The organism is Streptomyces sp. NEAU-YJ-81, from assembly GCF_017592595.1.
Lineage (GTDB): Bacteria > Actinomycetota > Actinomycetes > Streptomycetales > Streptomycetaceae > Streptomyces > Streptomyces hygroscopicus_B.
Window position 1 is genome coordinate 168106 of sequence record NZ_JAGFNO010000009.1, and the last position, 16359, is coordinate 184464.

Below are 16359 nucleotides of genomic sequence, written 5' to 3' on the forward strand. Positions count from 1 at the left end.
ACCCGCGGGCACACGCCCCAACCACCCGCGGGCACACGCCCCAACCGCCCGCGGGCACACGCCCCGACCACCCTCGGGCAAGGGCCCTACGCCCGCGAGACCACGAACCAGCGGGCCGGGAGCTCGACCCGTGAGCCGTCCGGCCACTGCTCCGTCTGGGCCAGCGCCGACGGGCCCTCGGCGAGGATCTCCAGCCCGGCCTCCGCCAGCACCTCCGGCACCTCCTTGTCCGCCGCGTCGGCCGGCCGCAGCCCGTGGTCGAAGACCCGGCGCAGCTTCAGCGGCGGACCGCCCGGGCTCGCCGCCAGCTCCCGCAGCACGGCCTTGGACTCCGCCGTCAGCTCCACGACGAACCCCCGCCCGCGCCGCCCCAGCAGCGTGGCCACCGCCTCCGCGACCGGACGCCGGTCGGCGGCGTCGCTCTGGTGGATGACGGCGCGCATATACACATTGGCGTCGCCGAGCCGCCGGGCCAGCTCCGCCACCCCGGCCGCGTCCGTCAGGCTCAGCCGCCGGTACTCCGCCGCGCCCGCCGGATCGGCGTGCCGCGCGTGCTCCACCGCGGCGCGGGACAGGTCGACGCCCACCGCCCGCCCGAAGCGGGAGGCCAGATAGCGGGTCTGGGTGCCGTTGCCGCAGCCCAGGTCGACGATCGGCAGCGAGGGGTCGGCGTACGGCGCCAGCAGGTCCAGATGCGGGGCGGCGCTCAGCGAGGGGTCCGCGTCCCAGATGGCCTCCCCCGGGGCATCCGAGGTCTGCTGCCAGTAGCTCTCCCACGCCTGCCGGTAGCGCTCCGAGACGCTCATCGCCGCTCCCCTGGGTGTGCCAACGCCTGCTCGAACCACACCGTCTTACCGCGCCCCGTGCGACTCGTACCCCACTCGCGCGCCAGTTTGCTGATCACCCGCAGCCCGCGCCCGCTCTCGTCGTCACGGTCCGCGCTCAGCAGCGCCGGCAGTTCGTGGTCGTCGTCGGTGACCTCGCACAGCAGGGCGTCGGTGCGGACCAGGCGCAGCCGCACATGGTGGGTGTGGGCATGCCGTATCGCGTTGGTCACCGCCTCGCTCACCAGAAGCTCGGCGGTCTCCACGGACTCCGGCAGCCCCCACCGCAGCAGCCGCTCGCGGACGAGCCGGCGGGCCCGCCCGACCTCGCTGGGGTCCAGCGCGAGCCGCCATTGGGCGACCTGCTCGGCCGGTATGCCGCCCAGCCGGGCCATCAGCAGCGCCACGTCGTCCTTACGGCCGTCACGGCCGTCCTTGTCCCGGGAGGCGGCGGCCAGCGCCCGGATGATGGTGTCGCACGCGTCGTCCATGGACGCCGCCGGATGCGCAGCGGATTCGCACAGCGCGGCGATCCCGGCGCCGATGTCCTGGCCGCGCACCTCGACCAGGCCGTCCGTGCACAGCACCAGCCGGTCCCCGGGCTCCACCCGCACCGTCACCGTCTCGAAGGGCACCCCGCCCACGCCGATCGGCGCCCCGGTCGGCAGGTCCAGCAGCTCGCTGCGGCCGTCCTGGGCCCGCACCAGCACGGGCGGGATATGGCCCGCGTTGGAGAGCACCAGCTCGGAGCTGACGGGGTCGTAGACGGCGTACAGACAGGTGGCCAGATAGTGCTCACCGAGCCGCTGGGCCAGGTCGTCGAGGTTGCGCAGGAGTTGGGCGGGCGGCAGATCGAGCGCGGCCATGGTCTGCACGGCGGTGCGCAACTGCCCCATCATCGCCGCCGAGGTGAGCCCGTGCCCCATCACGTCGCCGACCACCAGCGCGGTGCGCGACCCGGGCAGCTTGATGGTGTCGAACCAGTCTCCGCCGACCCGGCCGAGCCGGGTCCCGGGCAGATAGCGGGTCGCGGTGTCGCAGCCCGCCATGCGCGGGGTCACCTGGGGCAGCATGCTGTCCTGGAGCGTCTCGGCGACGTTCTCCTGGTAGGTGTACATCCGGGCGTTGTCGAGGACGAGACCTGCGCGGGCGGCCAGTTCGGCGCCGGTCGTGCGGTCCATGTCGTCGAACGGCTCACGCCCGGGGCGCCGCAGCAGCACCATGAAGCCCAGCACCACATCGCGCGCCTTGAGCGGCACGATCAGGATCGACCGGCCGTTGATCAGCGGTCTGAGGTCGCGCTTCTCGAACTGCCCGGCGATCCGGTCGCCCACCTCGTCGCTGATGCAAGGGATCAGCACCGGCTCGCCCGTGACCATGCACTGGAAGAACGGGGTGTGCTCGGGAAACGCGATGCTCTCCCCGACCGGCACGGTGTCGTCCCAGCGGCCCGGTTCGTCGTTGTGCTCGACCCAGACGCGGTGCCAGACGGTGGTGACGTCGGGCGGGCCGTCGGGGAACCCCTCACCCGCCAGGACCTGGGCGCGCAGATGCGTACCGGCGAAGTCCGCGAAGCGCGGCACGGCGGCGCTGGTCACCTCGCGGATGGTGCGGGCGAGGTCCAGGGAGGTGCCGATGCGGCCGCTGACCTCGTTGAGGAACTCCAGCCGCTCACGGACCGCCGCGTACTCCAGGTCCACCTCATCGGGGTCCAGCGAGCGCCCGGAGGCGTGCGCGCGATCCGGTGCGCCGTCCGCCGTGACCGCGCGCCGCAGTACGGCCTCCTGGCGCGCCCGGCGCTCGCGGTAGCGCGGCATCCCCCAGTCCGGCGTCACCGGGACGCGCTCGTGGTGGCTGATCTCCAGTACCGGATAGCCCAGTTCCAGCACCTGGGCGACGATCCGGCCGGCCGTGGCCGGGCCCATGTTGGGCAGGATGTCCGGCAGCCGGCCGGCCAGCCGCTCGGCGCCGGGGAACTCGGTGTGCAGCGCGAAGCCGGGTGCGATCCGCCCGTCCGGCCCCAGCGCGTCCCCGCCCACTCCGTTGGCATCCGCCGCCAGTACCAGCAGCCGCTCCGGCCCGGGGCCCACCAGCGGATACGCCCACCACAGGACGTCCGCCTGGCCATGCGCCGGATCCGCCATACGGGCCCGCCCCGCGGTGGGGTAGTACATGGCGCCGAGCTGCGAATCGTCGAGTTCCGGGTGGCCCGTCGCGTCGGTGCGCACCTCCGCGCCGCGTAACGCCCCCGAGACCGGCATCAGGTCGACGGCGGGGCAGCCGACGGCCTGTTCGCGCGTGGGTCCGAAGAGCCTGCGAGCCCCCGAACTCCAATGCGTGACGCGCCCTTCGGCATCGATGACGACGACCGCGAGCGGCATCCTCCCGTGGACACCCCTGCGCTGCTCCGGCACCGCGGGCGGCTCGCCCTGGCCGTCGTCGCAGCGCGACGTGCCGTACTCCATAGGCGGAAGACTCCTTCGCACGCAAGATCTGCGACAGCGCTACCCACGGTACGGCTGTTGCGGGCGTCCGTGGGAGGCAATACCCGAATAGGTGTCATGTGCGGGTACGTGCGATGGAGGCCGCCGCCGGGAGGCGCCGCGGCGCGCCTCCCGGCGAGGCTGGGCCTAGTCCTCGTAGCCCAGTTGGAGATCGCGCTCCGTACGGCCGCCGCCCGCGACCTGGAGGACCGTCGCCACCGGCGGGTAGCCGGCCGCGATGACCGTGTACTCGCCCGCTGACAGGTCGATGAAGCGGAACGCGCCGTCCGGGCCCGTCGTCGCCGTGTCGACCACATTGCCCGCCGCGTCCAGCAGCGTGACCCGGGCGTCCTCCACCACCCGGCCGCCGGTGGCCCGGACGACCCCGCGCAGGACCGCGCCACCGGCCAGTTCGATGTCCTGCCGGGTCTCGCGGGCGGCCTGGACGGAGACGGGGAGGGCGGCGGGGCGGAACGCGGGGGCGCTGGCGGCGAGGGTGTATTCACCCGCCACCAACTCGTCCATCACATAGCCGCCTTCGCGTCCGCTGCGGGTCGCCGCGACGACCTCGCCACGCACATCGGTCAAAGTGACGGTCGCCTCCCTTACGGGGGTGCCGTCCGCCGTAAGGACGGCACCGGCGAGCCGCCCCGCCCCGCCGAGGACCACGTCCAGGTCGACCGGCCGGTCCCCGACGGTGACGCTGACCGCCCGCGGCTGATGGCCGCCGGCCGCCGCGATCAGGACGTACGACCCGGCGCCGGGCGTGCTCAGCGCGTACCGCCCGTCCTCCCCGGTGGCACCGCGCCCGATCTGGCGTCCGCCGATGTCGATGAGGGTCAGGGCCGCCCGTGGGACCGAGGTGCCGTCGTGGTGCTGGACCGTGCCGCAGACCGGGACGCCCGCGGAGGGTGGCGGCGCGGAGGGCGCGCCCGCCGCGGCGTGCCGGGCGCCCGTGCGCGCGGCCGGCACCACGGGGTCTTGCAGGTCTTGCTGGACGGCATAGTCGGTGTGGGACACCAGAGGTTTCTCCTTCAGGAGGAAGGCGAGCAGGAAGCCCAGGACGAGCACCGGCACGAGATAGAGGAAGATCCGCGGCATGGCGTGGGCGTACGCCGCGATGTAGCCGTCCCGCAGGGCGCCCGGCATCGCGTGCACCATCTGCGGGGTGACCGAGTCGGGGTCGGGCAGACCGGTTCCGTCGCCGCCGCGCCCGTACGCCGCCCCGGAGGGCAGGTCGGCCTCGAGGCGGTCGGCGAGCCGGTTGGCGAAGAGCGTGCCGAAGACGGCCGCGCCGACGCTGCCGCCGATCTGCCGGAAGTAGTTGTTGGCGCTGGTGGCCGAGCCGAGGTCGGCCGCGGGCACGGCGTTCTGCACGGCGAGGATGAGCACCGGCAGGACGAGCCCCAGACCGAGCCCGAGGACGCCCATCCACAGGCTGTAGTCCTGGCGGGAGGTGTCCTCCTCCAGCCGGGAGAGCAGCCACATGCCGACGACGGAGATCAGCCCGCCGACGATGGGGAAGACCTTGTAACGGCCGGTGGCGCTGATGAGCTGGCCGGAGATGATCGAGGCCAGCACCATGCCGCCCATCATGGGCACCATCAGCAGCCCCGACTCGGTGGCCGAGACGCCGTCGACCATCTGCAGGAAGGTCGGCAGATAGCTGGCGGCGCCGAAGAGGGCGACGCCGATGACGGCGCCGATCAGCCCGCTGACGCAGAAGACCGAGTCGCGGAACAGCCGCATGGGGATGATCGGTTCGGGGACGACGCACTCCACGACGACGAAGAGGATCGCCGAACCCGCCGCCCCCAGGGCGAGCCCGAGGATGACGCGGGAGCCCCACGCGTACTCCGTGCCGCCCCAACTCGTCAGCAGCACCGCGCAGGTGGAGAACAGCGACAGGAACAGCGCGCCCAGATAGTCGAAGCGCGCCCGCCGCGGCGGCTCCGGGACTTTGAGGACGGCGGCCACGACGGCGAGGGTGACCAGCCCGAAGGGGACGTTGACATAGAAGCACCAGCGCCAGGAGGCATGGTCGGTGAAGAACCCGCCGAGCAGCGGACCGGCCACCGAGGCGAGGCCGAACGCGGCGCCGATGAGCCCCATATAGCGGCCGCGTTCCCGGGGCGGAACGATATCGGCCATGATCGCCTGGACGCCGATCATCAGACCGCCAGCGCCCACGCCCTGCACCGCGCGGAAGGCGATCAGTTCGTCCATCGTGCGGGACCAGCCCGCGAGCGCGGATCCGGCGACGAAGACGACGATCGCGAAGACGAAGACGCTCTTACGGCCGATGAGGTCGCCCAGCTTGCCGTAGACCGGCAGCACGATGGTGACCGCGAGGAGGTAGGAGGTGACGGTCCAGGACATCTTGTCCAGGCCGTGGAGTTCGCCGACCACCTCTGGGAGGGCGGTGGCGACGATGGTCTGATCGAGGGCCGCGAGCAGCAGCGCGAGCATCAGCCCGAAGAAGACCATCCGCACCCGGGCCGGGCTGAGCGGGGCGGGCGCCGGGGCGGCGCCCGCCACCGGAGGCGGTGCCGCGCCCGCCCCGGCGCCCCCGGCCCAGTCGGTTCCGTCGTCGGTGGTGTGGGCGGGAGGGCCCGCCGGTTCGTACCCCCCGTGCCGCTCGTGGCTCTCTCGCCGCTTCGGCACGGTGGCCCCGGTGGTCCCGGTGGTGCCGCCCACGTCCTTCTCCCCTCGTCACGCCTGCGCCGCCCATTTCTCGCATCACGCGCAACCAGGGGCAAACAGCGACGAATCACCGACGAGGGGCCATCGACGGCATTCCCCCCGGTGGGAGTGTGTGCGGGGGGTATGCCGGACCGTAGAGAAAACCACCCGAACCGGTGAGTGCGACGTTCGGTCCGGGGACGGGATCAGGACGCGCCGAGCGCTACTGGGCGGTCTGGGCTGCCTCGGCGGCGAGCTTGGCCAGCAGTTCGTCGTAGATCCGGGCCAGCCCCTTGGGGGCGAAGGTCCGCTCGAAGAAGCCGCCGATGCCACTCGCGCCGGTCCAGGTCGAGGTGACGACAACCCGCGACTTGCCCTCACCCGACGGGGTGACCGTCCAGGTGGTGACCATGGAGGAGTTGCGGTCCTTCTCGACAAGCTGGCCGTCGCTCGGCTCGGAGACCTCGAGCAGGCAGTCGCGCACCCGCTTGCTGGTGGCCTGGAGCTTCCAGTGCACGACGGTGCCCTCACCGTCGCCGCCCTCGCGCACCTCGTACTCGCTGAACTGCTGCGGAAGCAGCCGGGGGCGGGTCTCGCGGTAGTCGGCGAGTGCGTCGAACACGTCCTCGGGCTTACCCGTGACGATCCGCTCCGTAGTGGCCTCGACCTGGCCCATCGCATGTCCCTCCGCGCTCGACGTGGCGCCCCCAGCCCGTGACGCCTTGACGAGCGCAAGCCAACCACCTCAGGGTCACCCGCCCAAATCGGGGGTTGACGAAAACCAATCAAACATGTGTTCTATTGTGGTAACGAGCGAGACCCGGAGGTGCCTGCGATGCGCTGGGACAACCTGACCCGAGACGACACATCGGCCACCCCGGCCCTCTTCGCCGCGGACGCGGTGACCACCCGAACCTTCGACACCCCGGAGTTCCGCGGGATCACCTTCCACGAGATCCGGGCGCGCTCGATCATCAACCGGGTGCCCGGGGCCTCCCGGATGCCCTTCGAGTGGACGGTGAACCCGTACCGCGGCTGCACCCACGCCTGCGTCTACTGCTTCGCGCGCAAGACGCACAGCTATCTCGACCTGGACACCGGGATCGGCTTCGACTCCCAGATCGTGGTGAAGACCAACGCGCCGGAGCTGCTCCGCCGCGAGCTGGCCTCCCGCCGCTGGGCCGGCGAGCACATCGCCATGGGGACCAACGTGGACTGCTACCAGCGCGCCGAGGGCCGGTACCAACTGATGCCCGGCATCCTTACCGCGCTCATGGAGCGCGCCAACCCCTTCTCGATCCTCACCAAGGGCACGCTGATCCTGCGCGATCTGGAGCTGCTGCGGCGGGCCTCACGCGTCACCGACATCGGCGTCTCGGTCTCGGTCGGCTTCACCGACGGCGAGCTGTGGCGCACCGTCGAGCCGGGCACGCCCTCGCCCGAGCGGCGCCTGGACGTCGTACGGACGCTGTCCTCCCACGGGATCCCGTGCGGCGTGCTGATGGCGCCGGTGATCCCCTTCCTCGGCGACTCCCCCGAGCAGTTGCGCGCCACCGTAAGGGCGATCGCTCAGGCCGGAGCCACCTCCGTGACCCCGCTGGTGCTCCATCTGCGCCCGGGCGCCCGCGAGTGGTTCACCACCTGGCTGACCCACCACCACCCTCGGCTGCTGCGGCGGTACGACGCGCTGTACGAGGGCGGCTCCTACGCCCCGAAGTGGTACCAGCGGCGGATCACCGGGATGGTCCACGACTTCGCCGCCGAGTACGGCATCGGCCCGTACACGGCGGGCACGCACCGCAATGTGCCGGAGGAGCCGGAGGAGCCGGAGGAGCCGGACGCCCGGGCCGACTCACCGCCGGCGCCCGCCCAGCTCTCCCTGCTGTAAGCACGCGCGCGTGTGAGCACGCGCGTCACCGCCGTGAGCACACGCACCCCGCGGCGGGCCGTTTCCCTGCTGTCCCTCACGGCACGCGCGCCTCACCCACCTTCTCCGCCGCGCCGCCCTTGCCCGCCGGCTCCGGGGCGCCTCCGCCCGTGACGGCGCCTTCGCCGGTGATGCGGGCCAGGGCGGCGGCCGCAGCCGCGCTGAGACGTATGTGCTGGGCGGCGGCGGTCAGCGCCGGGATGGCGCGCTCGTCGCCGATCGCGCCCAGGCCCTCGACGCAGGCGCGGGCGATCGCCCAGTGGCGGTCACGGGCCCCCAACTGCCGTTCCAGCGCGGCGACCAGGGACGGCACGGACTCGGCGGCCCGCAGCTCCACCAGCAGCCGGATGGGGTGCAGGGAGTACGCGGTGCGCAGCGGGTTCGTGGCCAGGGCGGCGGCGGCCCGCGCGGTGCGCGGATCGCCGAGGCGGGCCAGCACCCGGGCGGCGGTCGCACAGCGGGCCGGCTCGCGGTAGTTGAGCAGCAGGACAAGGGTTTCGAAGGCCCTGCGGTCTCCTGCGCTGCCGAGCACGAAGGCGGCCGTCTCCCGCGCCCACAGCGGCTGCTCCGGCGCCACCAGGATGCGGGCGAGCTGTTCACGCGCGGCGGGGGTGCCCTGCCGTACGAGCGCGAGCAGCGAGGCATGGGCCGCCGTTTCCTGCGGGGTTGAGAGCGAGGCCCGTACCCGCTCCGTCAGCGTCCGGAATTCTTCGTCCATACGAGGTCTCCCCTCCCCGGTGGGCCGCGCCCGGGCACGGCCGCACTATGAGCTCTGGCATCTTGGTTACCCGCGAGTTAATATGGCGACACGAGCAGCACCCCTGCTCTGGCGGCCTGGTGACGCAGCCGCCTTGTGTGACGTCGGTTCGGCAGTTCCAGAAAAGCGAGTACGGCATGGCCCCGGGACAGGGTCGGCCGGGTGTCTCCCACGGGCAGTTTCCTCCGTACGGCGCTGTCCGTAAGGGAGCGTGCAAGCCCTTCCATCGGGGATTTGTGTCAGCCGCGTCAGCCCCCCGCGCATGCGTGGCGTGAACGGCATCAGTGGCATGGCACGAGCTCCCCTCAGTCGTCACTTCATCCCCTTTTGCGGGGAACACCCTCTGGAGTCCGCGATGGACCGTCTCCCACACACCGGCGTCAGCACTACGTCCCCCTCTGATCTCTCCCCCTCCCGGGCCCCGCTCACTACTGTCGCCGTCGTCGGGCTCGGCACGATGGGCACCGGCATCGCCGAAATCCTGGCCCGGGCGGGCCGCGAGGTGATCGGCGTCGACATCAACGAAAGCGCCTGCCGCCGAGCCGTCACCGCGCTCGAGGTCGCCACCGCCCGCGCCGTGCACCGCGAGCGGATCAGCGAGCGGGAGCGCGCCGGGATCCTCGACCGCTTCCGCGTCTCCACCGATCTGCGCGCCGCCGCCGACGCTGAGCTGGTGATCGAGGTGGTGCCCGAGGACTACGAGACCAAGCACGAGGTCTTCGCCGCGCTGGACACCGTCGTCAGCCCCTCAGCGATCATCGCGACCGGCACCAACGCGCTGTCGGTGACCCGGCTGGCCGCCGAATCCGCCCATCCGGAGCGGGTCTTGGGCCTGCACTTCTTCAATCCGGCGCCCGCTATGAAGCTCGTCGAGATCGTCTCCAGCGTGCTGACCGCCCCCGCGGCCATCGAGGCGGTCACCGCGCTCGCCCGCGATCTGGGCAAGGAGCCGGTGGCGCTCGGCGACCGGCCCGGATTCGTCGCCGACGGGCTGCTGTTCGGCTATCTCAACCAGGCCGCGGCGATGTACGAGGCCAAGTACGCGGCGCGGGAGGACATCGACGCCGCGATGCGGCTCGGCTGCGGGCTGCCGATGGGCCCGCTGGCCCTGCTCGACCTGATCGGCATCGACACCGCCCGTACCGTCCTTGAGGCCATGTACTCCGCCTCCGGCGACCGGCTGCACGCCCCCGCGCCCATCCTCGGGCAGCTCTCCGAGGCCGGTCTCACCGGCCGTAAGGCGGGCCGCGGCTTCTATACGTACGAGGCGCCGGGCAGCGCCACCGTCGTCCCGGACGCCGCGACGGCCGAGGTGCGGCACTCCACGGAAGGGGCGCGTCCGGTGCGCGCCGTGGGCGTCGCCGGCTCGGGCACGATGGCCTCCGGGATCGCCGAGGTCTTCGCGAAGGCGGGCCTGGAGGTGGTGCTGGCCGGCCGGAGCCTGGAGAAGGCCGAGCGGGCGAAGGCCCGCATAGGGAAATCCCTGGAACGCTCGGTGTCCAAGGGGCGGATGACCAAACGGGCCCGGGAGCAGGCGCTGGAGCGGATCACCGCGGCCGACGCACTCGACGCGTTCGCCGAGGTCGATCTGGCCGTGGAGGCGGTGGCCGAGGATCTGGTCGTCAAGCAGGAGCTCTTCAAGGTGCTCGACAAGGTCTGCAAACCGGGTGCGGTGCTGGCCACGACCACCTCCTCGCTGCCCGTCGTGGCCTGCGCACGGGCCACCTCGCGCCCGCAGGACGTGGTGGGCCTGCACTTCTTCAACCCGGCGCCCGCGATGAAGCTGGTCGAGGTGGTGCGCACCGTGCTGACCGCGGACGATGTGCGCGCGACCGCGCACGCGGTGTGCGCGGCGGTGGGCAAGCATCCGGTGGACTGCGGCGACCGGGCGGGCTTCATCGTGAACGCCCTGCTGTTCCCGTACCTCAACAACGCCGTCAAGATGGTGCAGGAGCACTACGCCACCCCGGACGCCATCGACGCCGCGATGAAGCTGGGCGGCGGCTATCCGATGGGGCCCTTCGAACTGCTCGATGTCGTGGGGCTCGATGTGTCGCTGGCCATCGAGCGGGTGCTGCACCGGGAGTTCCGTGAACCGGGCCTGGCGCCCGCGCCGCTGCTGGAGCATCTGGTGGCCGCGGGGTGCCTGGGGCGCAAGACCGGGCGCGGCTTCCGCGAGTATGCAAAAGCCTGAATTCTGCTCCGGGTGGGGCGGACCGTCTGAGTCCGGTTCCGGGTGGGGCGGGCTGCTGGAGCCTTCCGTCGGTCTGCCCCCGCACCGGCACTCACAAGCGTGTTACGTTCCCCACATGTCCCAGCCCGTGAAGGCCACGCGTACGGAGCGTACGAAGCGATCCCCCTCATCCGGTGGCGGTGAGAGCGCGGGAAGTCGCCGCGCCGCGGCCCAACGTCTGTCCATGCGCCGCAAACTCGCGGCCGCGGCGATGGAGTTGTTCGCGACGCAGGGGTACGAGGCGACGACCGTCGACGAGATCGCGGCCAGGGCGGGAGTGGCCCGCCGCACCTTCTTCCGGCACTTCCGCTCCAAGGAAGAGGCGATCTTCCCGGACCACGACGACACGCTGGTGCGGGCCGCGGCGGTGCTGGACGCGGCGCCTCCGCATGAGCACCCTCTGGACACCGTGTGCCGCGGGATCAAGGAGGTCATGCGGATGTACGCGAGCGCGCCGACCGTCTCCGTGGAGCGCTACCGGCTGACCCGTGAGGTACCGGCGCTGCGGGAGCGAGAGATCGCCTCGGTGGCCCGCTACGAGCGGCTGTTCACCAGCTATCTGCTGGGCCACTTCGACGAGGGGGCCCACCACGACGGCGACGACGATCCGCTGCTGGCCGAGGTGGCCGCGTCGGCCGTGGTCACGGCCCACAACCATGTGCTGCGGCGCTGGCTGCGGGCGGGCGGCCAGGGCGATGTGGAAAACCAGCTGGACCACGCCTTCGCGATTGTCCGCGAAACCTTCGGGAGCGGCATCGGCGCCCGCCCCATCCCGTCCGGCAGCCGCCCCGCGGCGACCGTGTCGGCGACGGACGAGGACGAGGTGGTGGTGATGGTGGCGCGGACGGACGCGCCACTGGCCGAGGTGATGCGCACGATCAAGGAAGCGCTCAAGCGGTAGCGCTGACGCTTCGGGTTCGCCGGTCCGGGGCTCGCCTCCCGGACCGGGTGGCCCACGTCTTGGGCCGGGGTGGCCCGCCCATGCGGATGTGGCGGGTGCCGGGGGCGGGGCCTCCGGTGCGGCGCGTACGGGGTACGCGGTCGGTTGGGTGGCGGGTGCCGGGGGCGGGACCTCCGGTGCGGCGCCCTGGACCGCATATTTACGGCGCCGGTGCCCGGAGGCGTGGAGTGGGCCGGGGATTGGCGCCACAAATATGCGAAAGCGTCCAGGACACCACCCCTGCGACCCCACCCCCTCCCGTCTCGTCGGCGGCTGCCCGCCGGTGGCACCGGGCGCCCGCCGTTCCACGTTCAGCCCCCGGGGAGGGGCCGGGTCCTGGGTGGGGGTGGCCCCACCCCCGCCCGCCGTCTCGCGGCCACCCGCCGGTGGCACGAGCCGCTTGCCGTCGTGGGGCCGGCCCAGGGGTAGCCCCGCGACCTGCCCGGGCGCAGGCGCAGCGCCGGGCGGCCGCGGTGACGCCGCCGGGCCGGGCGGCCCGGGCTTCCCGCCCATGCGGACGGCTCGGCACCGTCGGGCGCGGCGGAAGGAGGGGCGGGACCCGCCCCCCACAGGCAGGTCCCGCCTGGCCGGGCCCGCCCCCGCCGGGGCGGGGACCCGGCTGGGCGCCGTCCCGGTGCCGGGTCGGGGCGGCGCGGGCGCGTCAGCCGGTCCTGGTCAGCTTGGCGGCGAAGCCGCCGTTCTTCGGGACGTCCACCGAGAGCCGCGAGTCCCGTGTGACCTCGTGGGTTTCGGTGACGACCTTGCCGTCCGGACCGTCCTTCCACACCTCGATCCGCCAACTGCCCTTGCCGAGGAAGCTCAGCGGCTCGTCCAGCGTGCGGGCCGCGCCCGAGGTGATCGCGCCCAGGTACCAGGTGTCGCCGGAGCGGCGGGCCAGGACGGCGCGGTCGCCGGGGTCGCCGTCGACCAGCCGCGTCTCGTCCCACACCGTGGGCACCTGGTTCAGGAACTTCAGCTCCACCGGCCGGCTCTCGTACGACTCCACGCTGTCGGCGAAGTGCTGCACACCGGACTCGTAGACGACCGAGAGCGCGAGTTCGGCCGCGTCACTCGTGGGCCGCACGCCCGTGAAGGTCACCGGTGTGAAGTCCATGGGCCCGATGAGGTTCCGGGTGAAGGGCAGGGTCGTGTAGTGCGCCGCCGGGAAGGGCTGGCGGCCCGGCTTGGGCCGGGTGCCCTCGGCGCCCTTGACCGCCTCGGTGCTCATCAGTTGCGGCCAAGTCCGCTCCTGGCCACGCGGGATGGTGGCGCCATGGAAGTTCAGCATCAGCTGGTTCCGGGCGCTGTCCTTGAAGACCGCGTCGTACCAGCGCATCCGGTCCTGGCCGTCCGACTCCAGGAAGTCGATCTTCAGCCCGGCGATCCCCCAGGACTTCCACAGCGGGAACAGCCGGTCCCGCTCGCTCTGCGCGTCGATGGTCTGCCAGCGGGCCCACAGCCAGACGCCGACGCCCTTCTCCTTGGCGTACGCGGTCAGCTCGGGCATCCAGGAGTCGCTCCAGCCGGAGTCCACCAGGATGTACTCCCAGCCCTCACGCGCCGCGAAGTCCACGAACTTCTTCTGGGCGTCCAGGCTGGTCGGGCTCTGCCCGTCGGACCACCAGGACCACGCCGCCCGGCCCGGTTTGATCCATGAGGTGTCGGCGACCTTCGAGGGGGCGGCCAGATCGGTCGGCAGATCGCTCTCGGTGACGGTGGCGAGGTCCCCGATGACCATGGTGCGCCAGGGCGTGGTCAGCCCGGGGCCGCTGACCTCGGCGGGGTCGGGGAGGGTGAGCTTGAAGCGGTCGGTGGCGGAGTCGAGGGCGAGCCGGGAGCCGCCGTAGGAGCTGTTCAGGTCCGCTTCCTCGATCAGCATCCAGCTCTTGCCGAGGTGGAAGAGCGACGGATAGCCGTAGTCGCCCGCCTTGGCGTCGGCGACCTTGCCGTGGTCATGGGCGGATTCGTAGTCCTGGCGGCCGTTGTCGTACGGCAGGAGGAAGGAGTCGGCGGACGGCGGGACGGCGAACTCCGAGTGCTCGCCGAGGACGGTGACCGTCCCCTTGTCCGGCACCACATAGCGGTAGGCCAGCCCGTCGGCCGAGACCCGGATGACCACCTTCAGCGTCCGCCCGTCCTTGCGGAAGGTGAAGGTCGACTCGGAGGCGTCGGAGGTGTGGTGGGTGCGGCGGCCGGTGGTGGTCGTGTAGGTCTCGTGGACCTTACGGTCGCTGCGCCCCGCGAACCGCAAGCCCTTGCTGAAATCGGTCTCCGCGGTGCGGATGCCCAAGCCCGACGGCCGCAGCACGGTGGTGGCGCCATGGCGCGCGGCCAGCGTCAGCCCGCCCTCGTTGCTCAGTTTGAGCTCGCCGCTGACCTGCCCCTTTCCGGTCAGCCGCCAGTCCTGCGCACGACCGTCCGATGCCGCCGCCGCCCGGAGCGGCACCAGCACGGCGGCCGCGCAGGCGAGGGCGGCCACGGCTCTGGTGACCTTTGATCGTGCCGTATGCATCGTTCCTCCTCGTTCACCGCATCTTCGATGCGGCGCTCGATACATCAGAGCAATCCCCTACCTTGACGCATCATCAGCCCGTTTCTACGCTCCCGTCTAGCCAAATCATCGGATCAATTTGATCGCTTCGGGGACGGGAGATGATCGGGATGCCAGTCAGCAGACGTGGGTTCCTGGGCCGGGTGGCGGCGGGCGCGGCCGCGAGCACGGCCGTCGGCGCGGCCCTTCCCGAACAGGAGGCGGCCGCCCAGCCACAGCAGTCGGTGGCCCTGCGGGGCATGCGCACCGACCGGGAGTGGGAGCGCTTTCTGGGCGGCCAGGATCTGCTCTGGAAGCGCTTGCCGAGAACCTGGTACGAGGGGCCCTTCCTGGGCAATGGCCTGCTCGGCTCGATGATCTATCAGGAGCCCGGCGAGAATGCGCTGCGGTTCACCATCCACCACAGCGAGGTGCAGGACCACCGGCCCACCGAAGGCGGCAGCGACTGGGGGGTGGCACGGCTTCCGGTCGGCAATCTGCTGCTGCGCCCGGTCGGCGCCATCACCGGCGTCGATCTGCGGCTGGATCTGTGGAACGCCGAACTGCGCGGCACGATCACCACGGACAAGGGAAAGCTCAAGCTCCGCGCCCTGGTGCACAACGACCGCACCATGCTGCTGGCCACCGTCGAGGCGAGCGCCGGCGAGGAGGGATTCCGCTGGGAGTTCAAGCCGTCACCGGCGGTCAGCCCGCGCATCGTCCGCGAGGATCCGCCCAAGGGCTTCGAGCCCAACCCGGCCCCGGTCACGCGCACCGAGGACGGGCTCGGCAGCACCGTCCAGTCGCTGGTGGCGGGCGGGCAGACGGTGAGCGCGTACCGGCAGCGCGGCAGCGGCCGGGAGCGCACGTACTACCTGGCCGTGGCGCACTCCCACCCCGGTACGGACGCGGAGGGCCGGGCCCGGACCACCGTGCGCAAGGCGTCGGCGCTGCCGGTCTCCAGCCTGCGGCGCACCCACTACGAGTGGTGGCACCGCTTCTACCGCAAGAGCTTCATCTCGGTGCCCGACGGGATGCTGCAGAGCTTCTACTGGATCCAGCTCTACAAGCTGGCCTGCGCCGCCCGTGAGCACGCGCCCGTCATGGCCACCACCGGCCCGTGGGTGGAGCCGACCCCCTGGCCCGGCGTGTGGTGGAACCTCAACGTCCAGCTTGAGTACTGGCCGGTCCACGGCTCCAACCACCTGGAACTGGACGCGATTCCGCGCACCCTCGCCGAGAACACCGATGTGCTCATCGGCGCGCTGGGGCCCGAGTACCGCGCCGACTCGGCCGGGCTGCGCCGCTCCACGGACGCGCAGTGCGAGGACAACGGCACGGTCCCGGTGCCCGGCGTCGGGGACTCCCCCGAGGTCGGCAATCTGCCCTGGGCACTGCACAACGTCTGGCTGACCTACCGCCACACCATGGACCGGGGCGTGCTGGAGGATGTGCTCTATCCGCTGCTGCGCCGCTCCACCAACTACTACCTGCACTTTCTCACCGAGCAGTCGGACGGCAAGCTGCATCTGCCGAAGACCTTCTCCCCCGAGTACGGCGCGGCCCCGGACTGCAACTACGACCTGGCGCTGCTGCGCTGGTCCTGCCAGACCCTGCTGACGACGGTCGAGTTGCTGGACAAGGACGATCCACTGGTGCCCAAGTGGCGCGAGGTGCTGGAGAAGCTGGTCGACTATCCGGTGGACGAGAACGGCTTCATGATCGGCACCGGTGTCCCGTTCGCCAAGTCCCACCGCCACTACTCCCATATGCTCTCGGTCTACCCGCTCTACCTGGTCAATTGGGACCAGCAGGAGCACCGGGACCTGATCGCCCGCTCGCTGAAGCACTGGATCAGCTTCGAGGGCGCGCTGCGCGGCTACAGCTTCTCGGGCGCGGCCTCGATCTCGACCCAGATGGGGCGCGGCGATGACGCGCTGACGTATCTGCGGGAGCTGGTGGCGCGGTTCATCCAGCCCAATA

At 71.8% G+C, this 16359-nt stretch carries 9 protein-coding genes and 1 pseudogene; 4 read left to right on the plus strand and 6 right to left on the minus strand.

Going from position 1 to position 16359, the window contains the following annotated elements; all coding sequences use genetic code 11:
- Positions 1–86: 86 nt before the first annotated feature.
- From J5X86_RS21810 to J5X86_RS21825, 4 genes are all read right to left on the minus strand, one after another.
- Positions 87–806: a class I SAM-dependent methyltransferase gene (locus tag J5X86_RS21810; RefSeq protein WP_208518427.1), complete on the minus strand. Its 720-nt coding sequence runs from the start codon at positions 804–806 to the stop codon at positions 87–89.
- On the minus strand, positions 803–3289 hold the full coding sequence (locus tag J5X86_RS21815) for a SpoIIE family protein phosphatase (RefSeq protein ID WP_208518428.1): 2487 nt from the start codon (positions 3287–3289) through the stop codon (positions 803–805). The genes J5X86_RS21810 and J5X86_RS21815 overlap by 4 nt, the downstream gene beginning before the upstream one ends.
- Before the next feature lie 165 nt (positions 3290–3454).
- Positions 3455–6004, minus strand: a complete 2550-nt coding sequence (locus tag J5X86_RS21820) for an MFS transporter (RefSeq protein WP_208518429.1) — start codon at positions 6002–6004, stop codon at positions 3455–3457.
- Between the two features lie 208 nt (positions 6005–6212).
- On the minus strand, positions 6213–6665 hold the full coding sequence (locus J5X86_RS21825; RefSeq protein ID WP_208518430.1) for an SRPBCC family protein: 453 nt from the start codon (positions 6663–6665) through the stop codon (positions 6213–6215).
- Between the two features lie 159 nt (positions 6666–6824).
- On the opposite strand from J5X86_RS21825, the gene J5X86_RS21830 reads away from it, so the two are divergent.
- On the plus strand, positions 6825–7877 hold the full coding sequence (locus tag J5X86_RS21830; RefSeq protein WP_208518431.1) for an Rv2578c family radical SAM protein: 1053 nt from the start codon (positions 6825–6827) through the stop codon (positions 7875–7877).
- Positions 7878–7953: 76 nt separating this feature from the next.
- Here the strand turns inward: J5X86_RS21830 and J5X86_RS52020 are convergent, their stop codons facing one another.
- A complete protein-coding gene (locus J5X86_RS52020) occupies positions 7954–8634 on the minus strand; it encodes a HEAT repeat domain-containing protein (RefSeq protein WP_119991943.1) in 681 nt (226 codons plus the stop codon).
- A gap of 394 nt (positions 8635–9028) precedes the next feature.
- Here J5X86_RS52020 and J5X86_RS21840 point away from each other — a divergent pair, with 394 nt between their 5' ends.
- Complete coding sequence (locus tag J5X86_RS21840; protein ID WP_208518432.1) at positions 9029–10867, plus strand: 3-hydroxyacyl-CoA dehydrogenase family protein; 1839 nt, start codon at positions 9029–9031, stop codon at positions 10865–10867.
- A gap of 115 nt (positions 10868–10982) precedes the next feature.
- Positions 10983–11807, plus strand: a complete 825-nt coding sequence (locus J5X86_RS21845) for a TetR family transcriptional regulator (protein WP_208518433.1) — start codon at positions 10983–10985, stop codon at positions 11805–11807.
- Positions 11808–12507: 700 nt separating this feature from the next.
- Here J5X86_RS21845 and J5X86_RS21850 read toward each other — a convergent pair.
- The gene (locus tag J5X86_RS21850; protein ID WP_208518434.1) at positions 12508–14358 is read right to left on the minus strand and encodes a glycoside hydrolase family 97 protein; all 1851 of its coding nucleotides are present in this window, start codon (positions 14356–14358) and stop codon (positions 12508–12510) included.
- Between the two features lie 1052 nt (positions 14359–15410).
- Between J5X86_RS21850 and J5X86_RS52915 the strand changes: the two are divergent.
- Positions 15411–16352, plus strand: a pseudogene (locus J5X86_RS52915) (Tat pathway signal sequence domain protein); the annotation flags it as partial.
- Positions 16353–16359 lie beyond the last annotated feature (7 nt).

Excerpts from the sequence above, each read along its gene's own strand:
- J5X86_RS21845 (WP_208518433.1), top strand. The coding sequence starts at position 10,983 with ATGTCCCAGCCCGTGAAGGCCACGCGTACGGAGCGTACGAAGCGATCC.
- J5X86_RS52020 (WP_119991943.1), bottom strand. The coding sequence starts at position 8,634 with ATGGACGAAGAATTCCGGACGCTGACGGAGCGGGTACGGGCCTCGCTC.
- J5X86_RS21840 (WP_208518432.1), top strand. The coding sequence starts at position 9,029 with ATGGACCGTCTCCCACACACCGGCGTCAGCACTACGTCCCCCTCTGAT.
- J5X86_RS21815 (WP_208518428.1), bottom strand. The coding sequence starts at position 3,289 with ATGGAGTACGGCACGTCGCGCTGCGACGACGGCCAGGGCGAGCCGCCC.
- J5X86_RS21810 (WP_208518427.1), bottom strand. The coding sequence starts at position 806 with ATGAGCGTCTCGGAGCGCTACCGGCAGGCGTGGGAGAGCTACTGGCAG.
- J5X86_RS21830 (WP_208518431.1), top strand. The coding sequence starts at position 6,825 with ATGCGCTGGGACAACCTGACCCGAGACGACACATCGGCCACCCCGGCC.
- J5X86_RS21825 (WP_208518430.1), bottom strand. The coding sequence starts at position 6,665 with ATGGGCCAGGTCGAGGCCACTACGGAGCGGATCGTCACGGGTAAGCCC.
- J5X86_RS21850 (WP_208518434.1), bottom strand. The coding sequence starts at position 14,358 with ATGCATACGGCACGATCAAAGGTCACCAGAGCCGTGGCCGCCCTCGCC.